13 protein-coding genes are annotated in these 21497 nt (G+C 62.5%); all 13 read right to left on the bottom strand.

Annotation, left to right across the window (positions count from 1 at the left end):
• Positions 1-679: 679 nt before the first annotated feature.
• Positions 680-1732 carry a pseudaminic acid synthase gene (gene pseI / locus OKW98_RS10300; RefSeq protein ID WP_265389053.1) on the bottom strand — a complete coding sequence of 351 codons (1053 nt, stop codon included), beginning with the start codon at positions 1730-1732 and terminating at the stop codon, positions 680-682.
• 70 nt (positions 1733-1802) lie between these two features.
• Positions 1803-2924 carry a UDP-2,4-diacetamido-2,4,6-trideoxy-beta-L-altropyranose hydrolase gene (gene pseG / locus OKW98_RS10295; protein WP_265389052.1) on the bottom strand — a complete coding sequence of 374 codons (1122 nt, stop codon included), beginning with the start codon at positions 2922-2924 and terminating at the stop codon, positions 1803-1805.
• A complete protein-coding gene (gene pseF, locus OKW98_RS10290; protein WP_265389051.1) occupies positions 2921-3628 on the bottom strand; it encodes a pseudaminic acid cytidylyltransferase in 708 nt (235 codons plus the stop codon). The genes pseG and pseF overlap by 4 nt, the downstream gene beginning before the upstream one ends.
• Before the next feature lie 30 nt (positions 3629-3658).
• A complete protein-coding gene (gene pseC, locus OKW98_RS10285; RefSeq protein WP_265389050.1) occupies positions 3659-4837 on the bottom strand; it encodes a UDP-4-amino-4,6-dideoxy-N-acetyl-beta-L-altrosamine transaminase in 1179 nt (392 codons plus the stop codon).
• A complete protein-coding gene (gene pseB, locus OKW98_RS10280; RefSeq protein ID WP_265389049.1) occupies positions 4834-5835 on the bottom strand; it encodes a UDP-N-acetylglucosamine 4,6-dehydratase (inverting) in 1002 nt (333 codons plus the stop codon). Before pseB ends, pseC begins: the two co-directional genes overlap by 4 nt.
• A gap of 25 nt (positions 5836-5860) precedes the next feature.
• On the bottom strand, positions 5861-8755 hold the full coding sequence (locus OKW98_RS10275) for a glycosyltransferase family 2 protein (protein ID WP_265389048.1): 2895 nt from the start codon (positions 8753-8755) through the stop codon (positions 5861-5863).
• A gap of 1325 nt (positions 8756-10080) precedes the next feature.
• On the bottom strand, positions 10081-13656 hold the full coding sequence (locus tag OKW98_RS10270) for a glycosyltransferase (RefSeq protein WP_265389047.1): 3576 nt from the start codon (positions 13654-13656) through the stop codon (positions 10081-10083).
• 120 nt (positions 13657-13776) lie between these two features.
• Complete coding sequence (locus OKW98_RS10265) at positions 13777-15366, bottom strand: flagellar hook-associated protein 3 (RefSeq protein WP_265389046.1); 1590 nt, start codon at positions 15364-15366, stop codon at positions 13777-13779.
• Between the two features lie 13 nt (positions 15367-15379).
• The gene (gene flgK, locus OKW98_RS10260; RefSeq protein WP_265389045.1) at positions 15380-17422 is read right to left on the bottom strand and encodes a flagellar hook-associated protein FlgK; all 2043 of its coding nucleotides are present in this window, start codon (positions 17420-17422) and stop codon (positions 15380-15382) included.
• Positions 17423-17432: 10 nt separating this feature from the next.
• Complete coding sequence (gene flgJ / locus OKW98_RS10255; RefSeq protein ID WP_265389044.1) at positions 17433-18731, bottom strand: flagellar assembly peptidoglycan hydrolase FlgJ; 1299 nt, start codon at positions 18729-18731, stop codon at positions 17433-17435.
• An 11-nt stretch (positions 18732-18742) separates the two neighbouring features.
• Complete coding sequence (locus OKW98_RS10250) at positions 18743-19852, bottom strand: flagellar basal body P-ring protein FlgI (RefSeq protein WP_265389043.1); 1110 nt, start codon at positions 19850-19852, stop codon at positions 18743-18745.
• Positions 19853-19865: 13 nt separating this feature from the next.
• Complete coding sequence (gene flgH / locus OKW98_RS10245) at positions 19866-20579, bottom strand: flagellar basal body L-ring protein FlgH (RefSeq protein ID WP_074893066.1); 714 nt, start codon at positions 20577-20579, stop codon at positions 19866-19868.
• A 97-nt stretch (positions 20580-20676) separates the two neighbouring features.
• The gene (flgG, locus tag OKW98_RS10240) at positions 20677-21465 is read right to left on the bottom strand and encodes a flagellar basal-body rod protein FlgG (RefSeq protein ID WP_133775920.1); all 789 of its coding nucleotides are present in this window, start codon (positions 21463-21465) and stop codon (positions 20677-20679) included.
• Positions 21466-21497 lie beyond the last annotated feature (32 nt).

The following is a 21497-nucleotide window of genomic DNA, read 5'->3' as shown; positions in this document are numbered from 1 at the left end:
GCAACATCAGATCGCCGGTCAGACAGGCAATTGACATGAAGATGTCACGGGATTGTGGCGGGTGGTTGAACATCTGCGAGGCTTCAGTGGGACCGGCTTCAGCCGGGAAGAGGCCTTGGTGCGCGACGACAATTTTGCGGTGTAGCGTATGCCGTCTTCCCGGCTAAAGCCGGTCCCACATTCGCGCTTACACCCAATATCACTGACTGCACGCGCTGTTTTAGTGGGACCGGCTTCAGCCGGGAAGAGGCCCTTGCGTGCGTCGACAATTTTGCGGCGTGACGAGTGCCGTCTTCCCGGCTAAAGCCGGTCCCACATTTGCGTTCACATCCAATATCACTGACTGCACGCGTTGTTTTAGTGGGACCGGCTTCACCGGGAAGAGGCCCTGGTGCGCGACGACAATTTTGCGGTGCAGCGTATGCCGCCTTCCCGGCTAAAGCCGGTCCCACATTCGCGTTCACATCCAATATCACTGACTGCACGCGTTGTTTTAGTGGGACCGGCTTCAGCCGGGAAAAGAGGCCCTTGTGTGCGTCGACAATTTTGCGGTGCAGCGTATGCCGTCTTCCCGGCTAAAGCCGGTCCCACATTTGCGTTCACATCCAATTCGCGGCTAAAGCCGGTCCCACATTCGCGTTCACAGCCAATTCGCGGCTAAGGCCGGTCCCGTATTTGCCTAACCCACCACGTCCCAACTCAACGCAGTCCCGCGTTTCAGCGCGTGGCGGGCCTTGCGTCCCAATACAGCGTCGATGTGTTTGGGCGCCAGGCCTAGGCCGGGGCGGATGGCGCGGATGTTGTCGGTGCTGAAAGCCTCGCCCTCGGCGATGTCCCGCACCACGTATAACGATCGGCGGTATTGCAACGATTTCTGCTCGGCTTCGGTGGCGCCGTATTGCACGTGGCCCATGCCTTGCCAGGCGCGTTCGGTTTCGATCACCAGGCTGGCCATTTCCGCCGGTTCCAGGGAAAAACTGGCGTCGACCCCGCCGTCGGCGCGGTCCAGGGTGAAGTGCTTTTCGATGACCGTCGCACCCATGGCCACCGCTGCCACCGACACGCCAACGCCCATGGTGTGATCGGACAAGCCCACCTGGCAGCCGAACAACCCGGCCAGGTGCGGAATCGTGCGCACGTGGCTGTTGGCCGGTGTCGCCGGGTAGGTGCTGGTGCATTTCAGCAGCACCAGGTCCTTGCATCCAGCGGCCCGCGCCGCGCGCACGCTTTCGTCCAGCTCGGCGATGCTGGCCATGCCGGTGGAAATAATCATCGGTTTGCCGGTGGCCGCCACTTTGCGGATCAGCGGGATGTCGGTGTTTTCAAAGCTGGCAATCTTGTAGGCCGGCACGTCGAGGCTTTCAAGAAAGTCCACGGCGGTCTCGTCGAAAGGCGTCGAAAATGCCAGCAGCCCCAATTCCTTGGCTCGGGCGAAGATCGGCGCGTGCCACTCCCACGGCGTATGCGCCTGTTCATACAACGCATACAGCGAAGTCCCGGCCCACAAGCTGTTGGGGTCTTTGATGAAGAACTCGCCCTCGGCGATGTCCAGGGTCATGGTGTCGGCGGTGTAGGTTTGCAGCTTGAGGGCATGGGCGCCGGCCCTGGCCGCGGCCTCGACGATGCGCAATGCCTGATCCAGCGACTGATTATGGTTGCCGCTCATCTCGGCAATGATGAACGGCGGCGCGTCGGGGCCGATGGTTCGCGAACCGATCTTGAAAGAATTCATCGTTGCTCACTCGCTGCATTGACGTCGGCCGGCACAAGGCCGGTCCGTAAAAATAGAAACGGGCAGCGGCTCATGCGCCCTGCCCCGTTGCGACTTTGTCGGGGCTGTCTGTCTCGGGGCTGCCTGTGTCGGCCGGCGCCGCCAAGGCATCAGCGATTCGCCGGGCACCACGGCCATCCACCAACAACCTCGAGTGTTCGGCAAACGACCGGCGTAAAACCGCATCACCGCAGAGCTGCCCGATCGCATCACGCAAACGCCCGGGCTCAAGTTGTACGTGTGGCCCGAGGTACAGATGCACGCCCGCCTCGGCCAGCAACTGCGCATTGAGCTGCTGATTGTTCGCCACCGAAATACAGATCGTCGGCAACCCCAGCGCCGCACGTTCCCAGGTGGTGCCGCCGCCGGCGCCAATAAACAGATCGGCCGCCTGCATCAGCGCGAAAAAATCACCGGTCAGCGTGTGCAAATGCCACCCAGGTCGAGAGGCGGCGAGATCGCTCATCGCCTGCCAGTGGGGGTTGTGCAGACCGGCGACGAAGTCCACCTGCAGATCATTGAAGCCTTCAAGCGCCAGCATCGTGGCGTACACCTGACCGGCCGCATCGAAGCCACCAAAATTGACCAGTACCCGCTCGACACGTGGATTGATCGCGATGGGCTCGCACTGAAACTCGTCGCGCAGCAGCGCAAAGCGCGGCCCCAGAAAGGTCTGGCACTCAGGCCCGACCCAGGCGGCATAAGGCTCGTCCAGTGCATGGGCGCTGTAATTCTGGTCCAGCAACACCTCGACCCCATGGGACCGGTTGGCCAGATCGTCGATGGCCATCACCCGATCAGCGAGACCGCGCGCCGCCGTTTCCCAGCGCGCATCCAGCCCGTAATGATCAACGATCAGCCAGTCAAACTGGGGCTCATCCTCAATCTCTTCGGCCAAGGCAGACAGGTCCGCCTGCCACGGCAACGCCGCTTCGATGTCCTGATCTTCATCAGCGTCATAGCGTGCGGGCAGCGCATAGGTGACGTAGCCCTGATCCGCCAGCCGCTGGAGCAAATGGCCCGGCAGTTCGCGGCAGGCAAAGCGCACATCGGCGCCGTCGGTGCGCAGCGTGTTGGCCAGCGTCAGGCAGCGGGCGATGTGGCCGCTGCCGATGGTCACGGACGCGTCAGCACGAATCAGCACGCGCATCATTGCAGTTCCCCGCCGGCCTTGAGCGCGGCGTAAAGGTATTCCGCGCGCAGCCAGTCTTCCGGGCTGTCGATGTCCTGCACCAGATGCCGGGGCAGAATCACCGGCAAGCTCAGTTCGGAAAACACCGTGTCGCCGCGCCGCCAAGCGTCGCTGCGGCCCCAGTAGAACTGGCCGGCGTCCTGATACGCGACGGGCAGATCCTGGGAACGCACGCTGCGAAATTCCGGGTGCATGGCGCTCAGGCTGCCGTCGCTGTCGATCAACAGCGCACGCTGCACCGGGAAGCCGAAGCTGCACACCGAAAACCCATAGGATTTTTCCGGCGCCGCGTCGAGTGCTTCCAGGCCCTGACGCAGATAACGCGCCTGCAACAGCGGCGCAGTGGCGTAAATGCAGCAGGCGTAATCAAAGGATCGGTCGAGGGCGTCTAGAGCACCAAGCGCGTGCTGAATCACCGCCGCCGTGCCGGTGAAGGCATCAGCCAGATTCGCCGGGCGCATGAACGGCACCTCAGCGCCCTGGGCACGGGCGACGTCGGCGATTTCTTCATCGTCGGTGCTGACGACAACCTGATCGAACACCCCGCTCGCCAACGCGGCACGAATGGAGTGGGCGATCATCGGCTCGCCGTTGAACAGCTTGATGTTCTTGCGTGGGATGCGCTGACTACCGCCCCGTGCAGGGATGATGGCGACGGCGCTCATGCTCGTGGGCCTGTCATTGGTTCGCTCGCATCAAATGGCCGCCGGGCTCGTTTCGCCGAGCAAACGGTGAAGCTGTTCAACGACGTAATCCTGCTGCGCATCGGTCATTGCCGGGTAAATCGGCAGGCTGATGGCCTGGGCGTAATAGGCTTCGGCCTCGGGGAAATCACCTGGCTTGAAGCCCAGGTCGCGGTAATAGGGCTGCAGATGCACCGGGATGTAATGCACGTTCACGCCAATGCCTGCTGCACGCAACCCTTCAAACACCTGGAGATGGCTCACCGCAAGCAGGTCGGTCTGCACGCGGACGACATACAAGTGCCACGCCGACTCGGCTTCGGCCTGGGTTGTCGGCAAGGTCAACGGCAGGTCGGCCAGCAGCGTGTGATAGCGCGCCACCAGCTCGCGCCGCCGTTCAAGAAAACCGTCCAGCTTGCCCAGTTGCGAAAGCCCCAGCGCCGCCTGCATGTCGGTCATGCGGTAATTGAAGCCCAGTTCGACTTGCTGGTAATACCAGGGGCCTTGGCTCGGCTCGTCCATCTGCGCCGGATCACGGGTCATGCCGTGGCTGCGTAAACGGCGCAAGTGCTCAGCCAGTTCAGGCCGATGGGTCAGCACCATGCCGCCCTCGCCGGTGGTCACGATCTTTACCGGATGAAAGCTGAACACCGTCATGTCGGCGAATTCGCCACACCCCACCGGGCGTCCGGCGTAATGCGCACCGACCGCGTGGGAGGCATCTTCGATGACCACAAAACCGTATCGCCGGGCCAGCTCGCCGATGGCGCGCATGTCGCAGCTCTGGCCGGAAAACGCTACCGCGACCAGCACCTTGGGCAGCCTACCGGTCGATTCGGCCGCTTCAAGTTTTCGCGCCAGGGCGTTGGTGTCGAGGTTCCAGGTCAGCGGATCGATGTCGACAAAATCCACATCGGCGCCGCAATAGCGCCCGCAGTTGGCGGAGGCCAGAAACGTATTCGGGCTGGTCCACAGCCAGTCGCCCTGCCCCAGTCCGGCCGCCAGACAGGCAATATGCAGCGCCGCCGTGGCGTTGCACACCGCCACAGCGAAACTCGCTTCGCAGCGCTCGGCCAGGGCAGCTTCGAAGCGCTCCAGGGTCGGGCCCTGGGTCAGCCAGTCGGACTTGAGCACCTCGACGACGGCGTCGATATCGGCCTGATCAACGCTCTGCCTGCCGTAAGGAATCATGGCCGGACGTCAGCGTGGAGCTCGCCGATCTGGCGGATCGACAGGAAATCCGGGTTGGTGTCGGAGCGGTATTCGAACTCGTCGTGAACCGCTTTGCCCTGCGCGCCCGTTGCGTCAACGGCAAAGTCGGTGTCAACGTTGTTGAAGCGGATCGACGGCACGATGGTGTAGTGGTCGTCGAATTCCAGGGTCATGCGCGCGTCGTCCTGAGGGACCATCAGCTCGTGCAGTTTCTCGCCGGGACGAATGCCGACGATCTTGTGCGGCAGGTCGGGGGCCATGGCCTGGGCCAGATCGACGATGCGCACCGACGGAATCTTCGGCACGAACACTTCGCCGCCGTGCATGCGCTCGAAGCTCTGCATGACGAAATCCACGCCATGGTCGAGGGTGATCCAGAACCGCGTCATGCGCGGATCGGTGATCGGCAATTCAGCCGCGCCGCCGGCCAGCAGCTTGTTGAAAAACGGCACGATGGAGCCCCGGGAGCCGGCGACGTTGCCGTAGCGCACCACTGAAAACCGCGTCTGCTCGTCACCGACGATGTTGTTGGCGGCGACGAACAGTTTGTCCGACAGCAGCTTGGTGGCGCCGTACAGGTTGATCGGGCTGGCGGCCTTGTCGGTCGACAGCGCCACGACCTTCTTCACGCCGTTGGCGATGGCCGCAGAGATGATGTTTTCTGCACCATTGACGTTGGTGCGGATGAACTCGGTCGGGTTGTATTCCGCCGCCGGCACATGCTTGAGCGCCGCTGCGTGAACCACGTAATCGATGCCGCGCATGCCCTGCTGCAAGCGATCGGCATCGCGCACGTCACCGAGGAAATAGCGCATGCACGGGGCGTTGAATTCCTGCTGCATTTCGTACTGCTTGAGTTCATCGCGGGAAAACACCACCACGCGCCGGGGCTGATAACGCGCCAGCAGCGTGCGGATGAACATGCGACCGAACGAGCCGGTCGCCCCTGAGATGAAGACTGATTTGCCGTTGAACATGACGTAGTCCTTTAACCCGGAGGCTTTAAGCGAGCAGCTCGGCCCAACTGGAACCGTCGGCCTGAGCGAGGGTGAAGCCCTTGCCGTTCAGTTGCAGATTCTTGTTGTACGCCAGGTCTTGGGCGAACGCCCCGGACCATTTGTTTTGCAGCGCGGCCAGCGTCTGTGGCGCATCGGGCAACGAACCCGGATGCACCAGCTGCACGTAAGGCGTCCACACCGTCAGGTAGCCGGCCTGGGCCACTTTCAGGCACAGGTCCACATCGGCGAAAGCGTCGGAGAAATACCCTTGATCCATACCGCCGACGTCGTCAAACAGCGCCGAGCGGACCATCAGGCAGGCGTCGGACACCGCCGAATAATTCTGGTCCAGCAGCAAACGGCTCATGTAACCGGCGGCGTCTTTTGCTTCGCCGACAAACGCGGAACCGACACCGCCGTTCATGCCGAGAATCAACCCCGCCTGGCTGACCGTGCCGTCGCGCTCAATCAACTTGGCACCGACCACGCCGACTTCCGGGCGCATCGCCTGATTGAGCAAAGCGTCGATCCAGTTCGGGCTGATGACTTCGCCGTGGGCCGAGAGCAGCGCCAGGTATTCGCCGGTGGCCTGTTCGCGCAGCGCGTTGATCAGCGCGGACTGACTCAACGGTTGATCCATGGCAATCACGCGCACGCGGCCTTTGTGCTGGCGGCCCAGCCATTCGCTGAGGTCTGCCGACACGCTGTGATCGTCCGCGATCAGCACTTCATAGTTCGCGTAGCGGGTGCGCAGCAGGACACTGGCCAGGCAACGCTGCAGCACCGGCAGGTCGTCAACGCCATGCACGAGGATCGACACCAGCGGGCGCTGGATGTGGCGGTAGTCGATGCGCCACGCGCCGGGTGCCGCCGGACTGATCTGGGCCTTGAAGCCCCGATTGCTCAAGTGGCGGGTCAGGGCCAGACGTTGCTGGGGGTTTTCTTCCAGCGGTTGCGCGTCGGTGATCAGCAGTGGCTCGTCCAGATGGGCCAGCCAGCCCATGCCGCCCTGCTCGATGATGCGCAGCAGCAGTTCGAATTCGGCGGCCTGGGCGAAGTCGGCGGAATAACCGCCGGCCTCGACCAGCACGTCGCGGCGGACCAGCCAGTGACGGGACATCAGCGTCGGGTTGCTCAGCAGCAGGTCGAGGTTGAAGCCCGGGCGCATGACATGGGTCAGCGCACCACTGGCCTCCCGTTGAACTTCATCGGCGAACACCGCACGGCACTCAGGCGCGGCCTGCAGTTCCAGCGACGCGCGCAACAGCCCGCCTTCTGTGAAGGCATCGCCCACTTCGGCCAGCATCAGCCAGTTGCAGGTCGATTGGCGGGCGATCTGGTTGACCTTGTCAACCCAGTTGCTCTTGCTGACTTTGACGAAATGCAGGGTGTTTTGCGCACTGGTCGCCGCCGGTGGCTCGCCAGTGGTGAACACCACGACCTTGAAGGTCTTGCAGTGGCCTTCGACCAGGCTGTCCAGGGTGACCTGCAGTTTGTTCATGTCATCGTTAAGGTCCAGCAGCAGAATGCCGAACTGCGGCCCGCCGCCAAGACTGTCGATGCGGTTGAGGACGGCCTGTGCATCGCCCGGGCTCGGCTGACGTGCGTTCAGCCACTGCAACAGCTGGCCCGATGGCATGTCGGCCAGGGTCACGCGATGGTCTTGGCGATGGACCGAGTTCAAGCGCTCCAGCCAGCGCGACATCTGCGCGGCCTCTTCGGGATCGCCCTGACGTGCCATCAGACCGGCGAGGGGCTCGACGATGTGCGGGTTGAAAATGTTCAGCGCCATCGCTTCCCACATGCGGTTGGCGATGGTTTCGGGGTTGTCGTTGCCGTGGGCGCGCAGCAGCACTTCGTGCTGAACCCAGGTGCCCTCGAGCTGTTCCATTTGCAGCTTGCCCGCTGGCAGCGCGTGGATCAGAAACTCGATCTCGGTCAGCACATCGAAAAAGGCCTGGTTGTAAAACGGCATTTCCACGAACTGCCGGGGACCGAACTGGCGGTCCGCGGGTTTGAACACGTCATTCCAACGCGACAGCACGATGCTGGTCAGGCCCAGGGAGCGCTGATCTTCCAGACAGTCTTGAAGGCTGGAATAGGCCCTTTTGACCTGCTCAGTGCCGTCGGCTGCATTCAGGTCGCCAGCGGCCGTGGTCAGATCTGCCAGAAAACCGGCGAATTCGTGGCGTTCGAGGACGGCTGACGGATCGCTGTCACTCAGCTTTTTCAGCATGTGCGTCGGGCGGTCGGAGAGCCGGTGGTTGAGCTCGCGGACCACGTAGGGGATCGGCAGGATCCGCGCCTTGGCGGCCGAGAGCAGGAAATACGCGTGACCGAACTCCTGCAGTTCGCCGCTGATGCCTTGGGGCAGTGCGCCAAACCACTGTTGCAGCAACGCCGTGCGGGTGACGGCGTAGAACGGCGGAATGTAGTGGTCCATGAAGCTCAGGACGCGCTCGTCGCTGTTGTCGGCGGCGAAGTCTTCCTGGCCCTTTTTGTCGCGACGGAAGTATTCGACCTTGTCGCCGTGGGCTTGGTACATCAGGCAATAGCCGTGGCACAGGCCGTAGTCCGGGTGGGTGGCGAGGAACTCCACCGACTGGGCCAGCGCGTCATGCATCAGAAAGTCTCCGTCGCCCACGAACGCCATGAACGGCGTGGCCACCTGGGTCACGCCATGGGCGATCCTGCTCTGAACCCCGGTCTCGGCGAACTGCGGCACGTGGCGGTAATCCACCTGCGGGAACAGCGCGGCGATGTCTGCGGCTGATTGCAGCGAAGCATCCAGCACCAGCACGTGGGCCGCCAACGAACTGTAGTACTGCAATGTCCGGCGCAGGCGTGCAGGCCGGTCATGGGTGAGAACCACAAGAGTCAGTTGGGCATCGAGCGGCATGGTGTTTCCCGTAGATGGAGGACGGTGCATTACGTTTTCCCTGTGATGCGGCCAAGCGTCAAAAAGATGATCAATGGCGATATCGGGGAGACGAAGCAGGAAGCACGCCAACTCTGGATTGAGGGACCCCGCGCGATTGGTGCGACTGGCTTTGGCCGGGAAGGCGTCAGGCGTCACACCGCAAAATTGAGGGCGAACATGCGGGCCTCTTCCCGGCTAAAGCCAGTCCCACGAAAGCAGCGTGTGCAGTCAGTGATATTGGGTGAACGCGGATGTAGGACCGGCTTTAGCCGGGCAGCAGACACGGAGAATGGGCGGCGGGTATGAGGTCTGAGCCGGCTTGCTGGCGAATGCGTTGGACCAGGCAGCGCGGCAGTGACTGAACAACCGCGTTCGCCAGCAAGCCGGCTCCTACGGATCGTCCATACAATCGCGAGTAGTAAGACCCTGCAAACCCAATGTAGGAGCGCGCTTGCCCGCGAAGGCGTAGGCACAGACGATCAATATGCGTCGGATGTACTGGCCTCTTCGCGGGCAAGCGCGCTCCTACACCGATCAGCGCCGCATCATGAATGCTTGCGTCGCACGCACTCGCCCCTTCCCGGCTGAAGCCGGTCCCACGAAAGCAGCGTGTGCAGTCAGTGATATTGGGTGAACGCGGATGCAGGACCGGCTTTAGCCGGGAAGCAGCCAGGGGAATCAGCGGCGGGTATGAGGTCTGTAGGATCGTCCATACAATCGCGAGTAGTAAGACCCTTCAAACCCAATGTAGGAGCGCGCTTGCCCGCGAAGGCGTAGGCACAGACGATCAATATGCGTCGGATGTACTGGCCTCTTCGCGGGCAAGCGCGCTCCTACACCGATCAGCGCCGCATCATGAATGCTTGCGTCGCACGCACTCGCCACTTCCCGGCTGAAGCCGGTCCCACGAAAGCAGCGTGTGCAGTCAGTGATATTGGGTGAACGCGGATGTAGGACCGGCTTTAGCCGGGAAACAGACACGGAGAATGGGCGGCGGGTATGAGGTCTGTAGGATCGTCCATACAATCGCGAGTAGTAAGACCCTGCAAACCCAATGTAGGAGCGCGCTTGCCCGCGAAGGCGTAGGCACAGACGATCAATATGCGTCGGATGTACTGGCCTCTTCGCGGGCAAGCGCGCTCCTACACCGATCAGCGGCGCATCATGAATGCTTGCCCCGCACGCACTCGCCACTTCCCGGCTGAAGCCGGTCCTACAGTCACACCGCGCGCGATAGGTAGGACCGGCTTTAGCCGGGAAGGCGTCATGTGTCACACCGCAAGCACCAGCCGGAAAACGCAGGCTTAATCCGCCAGCCAGCCGTTGACCCAGTGTTGAAGGTTGTCGCCGCGCAGGACGTAGTCGCGCATGACCACTTCTTTCAGCTCATCGCCCATGCGGTAGCTGGCGTCCGGGTCGGCCAGGTGCATGCGGATCGCGTCCAGCCATTCGGCGGTGCTGTTGGTCATCACGCGGGTGCACGGCAGGTAACCGTCGTAAGCCCGGGTGTCGGTGCAGATCACCGGGTAGCCGCAGGCCCCGTATTCCAGCAGCCGCAGGTTGCTTTTGCAGTCGTTGAAGATGTGGTGCTCCAGCGGCGCCAGCGCGAGGTCGAGGTTCAACGCCGCCAGTTTGGCCGGATAGGCCAGCAAGCCCACTGACGGATGAAACTCGTGCACGTACGGGCGCAGCGACGCAGGGCACATGCCGAAGAACACCCACTCGACCTCATCGGCCAGTTCGCGCACCACCTCAGCGATGATTTCCAGATCGCCGGCATGGCTGGTCCCGCCGCCCCAACCAACCCGAGGCTTTTTCGAGGTGCGGCGCTGGCTGCGCAGGCCGGTCCAGAGCTGCGAAGCGAGCATGTTCGGAACAACGCGGATGTCGTGGTGCATCCCCGACAGCGCATCGGCCAGCGTCACGGTCGAGACCACCACCCGATCACACAGGCTGGTGCCCAGACGCACCATCGCTTCCATGTTCCCCGGCATGCTGCGCAAGTGGCCGTTCTTTTTCGGCACGCTGATCACGTAGTCGTCCAGCTCGTAAATGCGCCGGGCGTTGGAGTACGCCTTGAGGCTGGCGACCTGATCAATGGAATTCTGACTGTAGCGGCACTGCACGATAATCACGTCCGGCGACTGACGCTCCAGATCAATGATCGATGGCAGGTCGTAGCTCATCCTCCCTCCGATCCGGCCGTCGGCCTCCAGCTCCAGAAACGGCTGGGACACGCGGTAGTGACCCACCGCCGTGCTGTTGACCGGGATTGCCAGCACATTCGGCAGACGCCGCGATGAATAGGGATTCCAGCCTTTTTTAAGGCCCGGTTCCAGGCTGTAGAACGAACCGGTCAGGCGCAGATTGGGGTTGTAGGCCGGGTCACGGGCGAGGATCGGCAGCCAGCGTTTGTAGAAGGCGTGCTGATCGTCAACCTGGGATTGTTTATCGCGCACCTGTTCCGCCGGTGTCGAGGCGCCGATTGCCAGCACGGCACGCGGTGCCCAGACCACCAAATGGCCGGACTCCCTCACCCGCAGGCAAAAATCCACTTCGCTCAGGCTGCCGCTGAACTCGGTGCTGTTCAGGCCGCCGAGCTGCTCGAACAAGGCGCGGCGCACCAACAGGCAGTGACCGCCTACCGCGCTCAGGTCCTGGGCCGCCTGCAACCGCAACAGATGACCGGAGGCGTGCAGTGGCTCGCCAAAAAACGCAGGGCCGGCCGGGCCGTGGTAACCGAGAATCAGCCCGGCCTGGAGGATGTAGCCTTCGGGGGTGAACAGCTTCGCGCCGACCACGCCCACTTCGTCCCGCCGCGCGTGATTGACCAGTTCGCCCAGCCACGTGGAGTCGGCAACAACTGCATAAATACTGAGCATCAGCAGGTGCTCGCCCCGCGCGTGGGCAGCGGCGAAATTGCGCACGTCGGCGCCGTTGCCCTGCCCTTCGTAATGCAGCACGCGCAGCTTGTCGCCGCCGATCTGCTGCATGTCCGCCAGCCAGGACCGAGCTTCCGGATGTTGACTGGCGCAGTCGACGATCAGCACTTCGAAGTGATCGTAAGTGGTTTTAGACAGCAGCGACTCGACGCAGCGCTGCAACGCCGCCAACTGGTCCTGATGGACGACGATGATCGACACCAGCGGACGCTCGTCACTCAGGTAATCCACGTGATTGAGCCACTGCCCTTGCACCTCGTGCAGCTGATGAGCGATGCCCATGCGCTGCAGATGCGCGCCGAGCACCGGGGCGTTTTGCGCCATGACCTCTGGCAGCGCCAGCCACGCCTGAAACGGGAACTGCGACTCGACGAGGATTTCCGAAACGTGCTGAACCACCACGCCGTGGGTTTCGGTCAGGCGCCAGATCGCGTCGTGGGGCGCGAGTTCGCCGTAAGCGGAATCGAAACCACCGACCCTGACCAGCGCGTCGATCTGAAACGCCAGCACCCGGCCGACGTAGGGATAACTGCGCAGCAGGTCGAGGTTGAAGTCGGGGCGAAACACCGGCTCGGCGGATTCGCCTTCATGCAGCGCGCCTTCGTCGCCGTAAAGGCACAGCACGTCCGGCGAGTGGGCCGCGCGTTCGGCGAGGATCAGCAACGCACAATCGGTGAGCCGGTCCCCCGCCCGCAGCAGGTAGCACCAATCGCCGCGATCAAGCTGGGGCAACAGGTCATTGAGTTGCGCCAGCCAGTCGGGCTGCAGCGGCAAGGTGAACACGCGGCCATCCAGCACGGGCGCTTCGCAGGCACTGGACAGCACCAGGGTCAATTCAGCGGCATACAACTGCGCGTCGAGACTGGCCAGGGTCAGCGCCACCCCGGCGGTGCTGGCGTGTTCGTCGAGCACCACCGCGACCATCTTCGGCTGCGACGGCCAAGTGGCGACGTTATCCGCTACGCGCAGCCGATCGGCGCCAAACAGGGTGCGGAAGCTCAACCACTGCTGGTACAGCTCGGCAAAGCTTTCGCTGTCGGTGCCGACCCGCCACGGCAATGAGGCTTGACGATCACCGAGCATCCGGCTGAGCGGCAGCTCTTGCCAGACGCGAGGCTGCTCCAGCGCCTCGGTCAGCGGCACGAAGCGAACCCAGCCGTATTCGGGAGCGTTTTCGCCGGTCCGCGCCTTGAGCATCTTGCCCAGCCATTGACGCTCGTCGGTGATCAGGTCCTTGACCCACTGCTGGCGGCTCAAGCGGTCCGGGTGCAGGCGCTCGGCGCTGAGCACGTCGTTGAGCATGACCATGTTGCCGCGCTTGAGCAGGCAAACGTAGAGCACGAAATCCATCAGCGCGGTGAAGCCGTCGCCGACTTCGCGGAGCGCCGGCAGAATCACCTGCACGTCGCTGCGACGCATCAATGAGCTGCTGAGCCCGCCGAGAAAGTTGGTCGGTGAAATATCGAATACCGAGAGCAGGTCCGCGCCGTAGAACACCGAGCTGGATTCAGCCAGCGGCGCATTCTCGATGCGCACCGGCAACTGAATGTCCTGGGGATCGCAGAAATAACGCTGCGCCAGCACCAGGCTGACGTCTTCATGTTCGATGAGCACGCTGGCCTGACGCGCGACGGCCGCCGGAAACAGGCGATCGTCATCGCAGAAAAACTTGATGTATTCGCCCTGCGCCTCGTCCAGGCACACCAGCAGGTTGCCGACGAATCCCTGACGCTTGGGGTTGCGCACGTAACGCAGGGTAACCGCGCTTGAGTCGAGGTATGTTTCGACGATGCGCTGGATTTCGTCGGTCTGGCTGTCGTCGCAGACCACCACTTCAAGGGGCCGATAGGTCTGGGCCAGTGCGTCCAGCAGGGCTCGCTGGAAAAAGCGCGGGTTGTAGGCGGGAATGACGAGGCTGACGAGGGGAGCTGAATTCACGGGCGGGACTCACGAGCGGCGCCGGTCCCCTGGGAAAGGATCGGCATAACCGCTGACAATACGGTTGACGCTCAACGGTGGCGACACCTGCTGGTCAGGCGCCGCCCTCCGCTGGGCCGATTACAACTTGCTGAAGAGGTTCAGCGCGGACAGCTGGGTGAACACCAGCTGCGAGGCTTGCAGCATGGTTTTCTGCAGGGTCAGACGGGCGATGGCATCGACCGGGTCGGACGCGGTAATCGTGCCCGATTCGGTGGTGCCGTTGTCGATCATGGTCTGGTTGGTCACGCCCTGTTCGGTCGCCGTCTTGGCCCGTGCACCGCCTTCGCTGGTTGCACCGATGATCTGCTCCGCCGCACTTTTCAGGTTACCGATGGTGGACGTCATGGTGGCCTGCAGTTTCTGCTGGGCAACCGGGTCGCCATCGACCTTGCCATTGAGCGCGGTGATGACCTTGGACAAGGTGTTCAGCACGTTCTGGCTTTGCTGGGTCGAAGACTGCGCGGTGAACTGATCACCTGCCGCCATTGCCGGTGGCGAGCCGCTGAACGTGAACGTCACGCCGGAGGCCGTCGCCGTGTTGCCGCTCAGCGTGCCGGTGGACACCGGCTTGCTGGTCGCTGCGTCATAAGGCGCCGCGTACAGATTGAAGGTGGTGGCATCGGTAAAGCGCACGACAGCGCCGCCCGACGGGAAGGTTTTGTCGAACGCGGCCTGGTCGGTGACCACCGAGCTGGTGATCACGTCGGTCGAGGTGTTGGCCGGCAGCCGCGAGGTGCTCACGGTACTCGGGGAGACGCCCAGTTCGAAGGTGTGGCCCTTCACTGCCGCGTCTGCAGCCGTGGCGTCTGCGTACTGATCCTTGGTCAGGTTGATGTTCAGGTTCAGTTCCAGACCACGGAAGGTGATGGGCTGGTTCGCCGAGCTGGTGGACGCAAACTTGCCGGTAGACGTCGCCTCGCCCGTCACATCCTGGTTGTTCTTGTCGAGGATCGTGTACGCCGTGCTGCTGGTGAAGGAGATCTTGTACGGCTGGCCGGCGGTGAAACTGGTGTCGTAGGTGGCGGCATTGCTGACGCTGCCGCCGGACAACGAAATCACGCCGTCATCAGCGCCCGCGACCAGGGTCGTCGAGGTGCGCGTGGTGTTGGTCGCTGTTTCGAACGCATCCCAGCCGGTGGTGTTGCTGGCCATGGAAATGCCGCTGCTGACGGCCAGCAGGTTGCGCGTCTGGTCGCCCTGGTAGCTGTAGGTGCCGTCGGAACTGACAGCGTATGGCGCGGTGGTGCCCTTGGACCCGGAGAACAGATAGGTGCCGTCGGCGTCCTGGCTGTTCATCAGTCCGAGAATTTGCCCCTGCAACTCCTTGAGCTCGGAGGCGTTGGCCTGGCGGTCCTTGTCGGTGAACGAGGTGTTCGCCGCCCCCAGTACCAATTCCTGGGCGCGCTGAATTGCCGAGGTGATGGAGGTCAAGGCGGTCTCGGTCTGCACGACGCCGGTATTGATCGTATCGATGTTGGATTTGAACTGATTGAGCATCGTGCCTTGCTGCTGCAACTGCAGCACGCGGCCAGCGCCGACCGGGTCGTCGCCGGCGGTGTTGAGCTTGACCTGGCTGGCCACTTCATCACCGGTCTTGGTGACGTTGGCGTAGCTGCGCGAGTAGTTCGAGGCGCTGGTTTCGTAAAACTGGGTCGTTGAGATGCGCATGGATTACGATTCCTTACAGGCTGTTGATCAGCGTGCTGAAGATGGCTTGAGCCGCTTTGATGATCTGCGAAGAAGCGGTGTAGTACTGCTGATACTTGACCAGGTTAGCGGCTTCTTCGTCCAGCGACACACCGGAAACGCTGTCGCGCGCGCTCTTCGCCTGGGTCAGCACGGCGCTGGTCGCCGTGGTGTCATTCTTGGCCTGGGCCGCCTTGCTGCCGACCGTGGTGATCATGTTGGCGTTGGCACCGCTCAGGCTCATGCCCGTGCCATTGCCGGCTGCGCTGTCGAGGGTCTGTTTGGTCTGCAGGGTACCGACCGAGGTCGCGTTGCGGTTGTCCAGGGACCCGGCGCCGGTCATGGCAATGCTGTAGGTATCGCCGCTGTTGGCCTTTCCGGCGAGGGTCATGCCGAACTTGAACGACTGCGCAGCACCCGAAGAATCGGTGTAACCCACTTCCAGACTGATGTCGTTGGACTGGCCTTGAACAATTGAACCCTTGATCGCATTACCGGATTTGTCTTTGACCTCCGCGCCCTGTGCATCGACCAGCGAATAGGCCTGAGCACCATTGGTGACATCGCCCATGAGCAAACGCATCGGCGTCGAAGCCGTGAGCGCGTTACGCAGATCGGCCGTCGCGGTCGGGTTGTAGATGTCGGCCTGGGTCGACAACACGGGCTGGGTGAACGTCCCCGAGCCTTTACTTACGAGAGCGCTGCCGGTCAGCGGACTGGCCGAGGCGATGTCTTTCGGGTCGGTCATCACGACCTTGATGCCGTCGGCACCGGTCTTGGTCGGGCTGATCTTGAAGCTGTCACCCTCGGTGGAGGTGCCGTTGAATTTCAGCGAGAACCCGTCGATGACCGGCGCGGTGGTGGCGCTGGTGTTGTACGAACCCATGTCCTTGCCGTCCGGCAGACGCTTGACGCTGTACTGGCCGCTGGCATCGGTGAAGGTCACCTGATAGTCGTTGGTCTGCAGCGCGCCGCTGTTGGCAATGGACACCGCGAAGTTGCCCGAAGACTGATCGTTGGTCGTGTTGGCAAGGCTGCGCTGGCTGGTCAGGCTCGGGTCATTGACGCTGGTGAACAGGTTGGTGCCGAAGTCGCCGTTGGCGTCCACGCCCTGGTTGAGCTGAGTGTTGATCTGATCGGAAGCGACCACCGCCAGACGGCCCAGTTCGCTGGCGGCTGGCTGCAGCACGTCGCTGCGATAACGCAGCAGCCCGCCCAGCGAGCCGCCGGTCACCACGCTTGAAACATCGACGACGCTGTTCTGATATTTCAGTTTCAGCGCATACACGCTGGGGTCGCTGTCACTGGGCGCTGCGCTCAGTGTGTTGGCGGTGGTGCCGGTGACCAGCGGCTGGCCGGTACCGATATAGACGTCATAGCTGCCGTTGGTTTCAACGACCTTGGCGCCGACCAGTTCGTTGAGCTGGCGTACCGCCTCGGTGCGCGAATCGAGCAGCGTATTGGGCTGACCGCCGGAAGACTGCGCCTCGGTGATCTGCTTGTTGAGGGTGGCAATGGACGACGCCAGTGCATTCACCTGCCCTGCTGCCGTGGTCAGCTGGGTATTGATGCTGGCGTTCTGGTCCTTCATCTGCGCCGAGATGGTATTGAACTGACCGGCCAGCGCCGATGCACTGGTCAGAAACGTCGTACGGGCAGCCGTGTCGGTCGGCCCGGCGGCCAGGGCGCTCAGGTCAGTGAAAAACTTCGCCAGCACAGTGCTCACGCCGGTCGAGCTGTCAGACAGCATCGAGTCGAGCTTGCTGGCCTGGCTCAGGTACGCGGTGGCGTCGGCGTTGAGCGATGTGCTGGTCTGCAATTGGTTATCGAGGTAGCCGTTGTAGATGCGGCGCACGTCGGACAACGTCGTACCGGTGCCGATGAAACCGACACCGATGTTCTGCTGAGCCCCGGCGGTGGTCATCACTTGCTGACGCGAGTAGCCCTGCGTGTCGACGTTGGCAGTGTTGTTGCCGATCGTCGTCAATGCTGCGCTGCTGGCGGTGAGTCCCGAAAGCCCGATTGAGATCAGTGACATGGTTCAAACCTTATAAAGTCGTGGAAGAGCCCGAGGCGGATGCGTAGGTCTGGTAACTCTTCATCTGTTTCGCTATCTGAGAAATCTTGCTGGCATAGGACGGGTCAGTTGCGTATCCGGCCTTCTGCAGCTCTTTCACAAACTGTTCCGGGTTATCGGCGGATTTCAGGGTTTCTTGATAGCGATTGTTGTTCTGCAGGAAGCTCACCAAGTCGTGGAAGCTGCTGGCGTACGAGTCGTAGGCACGGAAATCCGCGGTTTCCTTGACCATCTTGCCGTCGCGGAACTCGCTGGTGATGGCGCGGGCTTCCGGCCCTTTCCAGCCACCCTGGGCCTTGATGCCGAACAGGTTGTGGCTGCTGCCGCCATCGGACTGACGCATGATCGATTTGCCCCAGCCAGTTTCCAGCGCGGCCTGTGCGACGAGCACGCTGGGGTCGACGCCAATGCGCGCGGCAGCATCCTTGGCCAGTGGCATCATCGTGGCGACAAAATCGTCACGGTTGGCGAATGCGCTCTTGCCCGGCGCCAGCGGCGTCTGCACGCGGCTGCGCACATAAGCGTCGGCGTCGGCGGCGTACTGCGGCCCGACGGTCCAGTCGCCATTGTCCTGCTGACCGGCGCTTTTCGCGGCGGCCACGGCACTGGAGACGGCAATGCGGTTCTTCAGTGTGGTTGCGCTGGCGCTCGCGTCCTGGCCTGCAGCGGGGGTTGTGGCAGTGTTCGGCACGATGCCGGCCAGGATGCGGTCGCTGAGCTTGCTCGGCAGCGACAGGCGACGGGAATTCAGCGCGGCGACGTCGTTGTGTGGCGTGCCGTCGGTTGCGGCGGGCGCAGTCACCGAACGGGTGGCCCACAGCGGACGCTGAGCGATGCGCGTGGCCAGGCCGGTCTGCGCGGGGGCATCCGCCTTGGCGTCGGTCTTGAGATCCGCTTTGCCGCCGGACACAAGCCCGGTGCTGGCCGGCGCGACTTCAGTGCCCTTGTTTTTCGACAGCTGACGCATGAGCACGTCCTGCAGACCAATACCGCCGCCTTCGCGGGACATGCTCACCGACAATTGCTGGTCATACATGTCCTGATACTGCCGCGTCGCCGCGGTGTTCATCGGGTTGTCCTTGGCCAGCACTTCGTTGGCCGAACGCATGGCCTTGAGCATCTGGCTGACGAACAGCGACTCGAATTCCTGCGCGACTTTCTTGAGGTTGCCCTCGCTGTCGCGATCACCGGTCTTCATGGCCGTCAGACGATTGAGGTCGGTGTACGCCCCTGAATCGCCCGATGATACGCCGCCGCTTGGAATGCTCATGAGTCTGCCTCTTAAATCACGATCAGGTCGGCTTGCAACGCGCCAGCCTGTTTCAGTGCTTCGAGAATCGCCATCAAGTCGCCTGGCGCTGCGCCCACCTGGTTAACCGCGCGGACAATTTCATCCAGCGTGGTGCCCGGACCGAACTTGAACATCGGGTGCATTTCCTGCTGCGCGTTGATCTTCGAACGCGGGACCACAGCGGTCTGGCCGTTGGAGAACGCGCCAGGCTGGCTGACGATCGGGTCTTCGGTGATGGTCACGGTCAGGCTGCCGTGGGTGACCGCTGCCGGCGAAACCTTGACGTTCTGGCCGATGACAATGGTGCCGGTCCGCGAGTTGATGATGACTTTGGCGGACGTCTGGCCCGGATCGATCTCCAGGTTTTCCAGCACCGACAGGTAATCAACACGCTGGTTGGGGTCCAGCGGCGCAGTGACCCGCACAGAGCCGCCGTCCAGCGCCTGAGCGACGCCAGGGCCGAGCATGTCGTTGATCTTGTCGACGATGCGCTTGGCGGTGGTGAAATCGTTGCGATTGAGGTTAAGGGTCAGCGAGTTGCCCTGGTTGAAGCCACTCGGCACGGCCCGTTCAACCGATGCGCCACCCGGGATACGCCCGGAAGACGGAACGTTGACGGTGATCTTCGAGCCGTCGCGGCCCTCGGCGTCGAAGCCGCCAACCACGAGGTTACCCTGGCCCACGGCGTAGACATTGCCGTCGATACCCTTCATCGGGGTCATCAACAGGGCACCGCCGCGCAGGCTTTTCGAGTTGCCGATGGACGACACGGTGATGTCGATCTGCTGACCCGGTTTGGCGAACGGCGGCAGGTCGGCGTACACGGCCACGGCCGCGACGTTTTTCAACTGCACGGTGCCGGAACCCGACGGGACCTTGATGCCGAACTGCGAGAGCATGTTGTTAAAGGTCTGCAGGGTGAACGGCGTCTGGGTGGTCTGGTCACCCGTGCCGTTGAGCCCCACCACCAGACCGTAACCGATCAACTGGTTGGTCCGTACGCCGGAAATGCTGGCGATGTCCTTCAGGCGCTCGGCGTGGGCGCCGAGTGCGGTGGTGAACAGCAGCGCTGCCGCTATCAGTTGCTTGAACGTGATCATGGCTATCCCGCTATCAGAAAGGGAACAACGGGCTGAGGAAGAATCGGTCGAACCAGCCTGGCTGACTGGAATCGGCAAACGCGCCTGTACCGGAATAAGTAATGCGTGCATCGGCGATGCGAGTCGACGACACGGTGTTGTCAGTGGCGATGTCATCGGCGCGGATCAGGCCGGCGATGCGCACCAGTTCGTCACCGGTGTTCAGGGTCATCCACTTCTCGCCGCGCACCAGCAGAATGCCGTTGGGCATCACGTCAGCGACGGTCACGGTGATCGAGCCGGTCAGGCTGTTGCTCTGTGCCGCCTTGCCGTCGCCCTTGGTGGCGCGGTCGCCGGTGTAACCCGCATCCAGGCTGAGGTTGCCGCCACCGACCGGGTTGTTGGTGCTGACGCCAGCGCCAAACAGCGAGGTCAGGCCGAGGCTGGTTTTGCTGGTCTTGCTGATCCCGGAGCTGGCGGCTTTGCTGGCGGCCATCTTCTCGGAGAGCGTAATGGTGATGATGTCGCCAACCCGGTAGGCCTTGCGGTCGCCGTACAGGTTTTGCTCGAAACCGGCCTGATAGATCGAACCGTTGCTGGCCGCTGAAGGCAGCGGCGTGCGCGGCAACACCGGCGCGTAATAAGGGTCATTGGGTTTGGCCGCAGGCGCAACGCAGCCGGTCAGCAGCGCGATACCGCACAACGGTGCTGCCAACAGGGAAAGCCGCAATACAGAGAGCCGTTTCATGACACTTAAAACCTCGCGGTGTAGCAGGCGTTTTTCAGGCGCCCCTTGTAATTGATCAGGTGTTTCACAGCAGGACATCAGGTATTTCAAGACCGGTTTACAGGTTCTGGGTGACGTACTGGAGCATCGAGTCAGCGGTCGAGATCACTTTGGAGTTCATCTCGTAGGCGCGCTGGGTGGTGATCATGTTCACCAACTCTTCAACGGTGCTGACGTTGGAGTTTTCCAGGGTGTTCTGCTTGACCACGCCCAGCCCCGTCAGGCCCGGAGTACCCACTTGCGGCGCGCCGCTGGAAGCGGTTTCCAGGTACAGGTTGCCGCCCTGGGATTGCAGGCCGGCCGGGTTGATGAAATCGGCGGTCTGGATATTCCCGATGACCTGTGGCGTCGCGGCGTTTGCCGACGTGGTGATCGACACGGTGCCGTCTTCGCCGACGGTGAAGGTCTGCGAATCCTGCGGAACGACGATCGCAGGCTCCAGCGCGTAGCCGTTGGCGGTCACGATCTGGCCGTTGCTGTCCAGGTGAAACGTGCCGTCGCGGGTGTAGGCCACGGTGCCGTCAGGCTGACGGATCTGGAAGAAACCGCGGCCGTTGACCGCCATGTCCAGCGGCTGGTTGGTGGTCTGCAGGCTGCCGGCGGTGAAGTTTTTCTGGGTGCCGACGATGCGCACACCGGTACCCAGTTGCAGGCCGGATGGCAGCTGGCTGTCCTGAGTGGACTGGGCGCCTGGCTGACGCTTGATCTGGTAGAGCAAATCCTGGAATTCCGCACGGTCGCTTTTGAAACCGGTGGTCGAAACGTTGGCCAGGTTGTTGGAAATGGTCGTCAGGTTGGTGTCCTGGGCGGCCAGACCGGTTTTAGCAACATAGAGTGCCGGAAGCATGTTTGAATCTCCTCGAGCGCCTGTTTATCGGC

The sequence above is a fragment of the Pseudomonas sp. KU26590 genome (assembly GCF_026153515.1).
Lineage (GTDB): Bacteria > Pseudomonadota > Gammaproteobacteria > Pseudomonadales > Pseudomonadaceae > Aquipseudomonas.
This window is presented reverse-complemented; position numbering and strand designations above follow the sequence as displayed.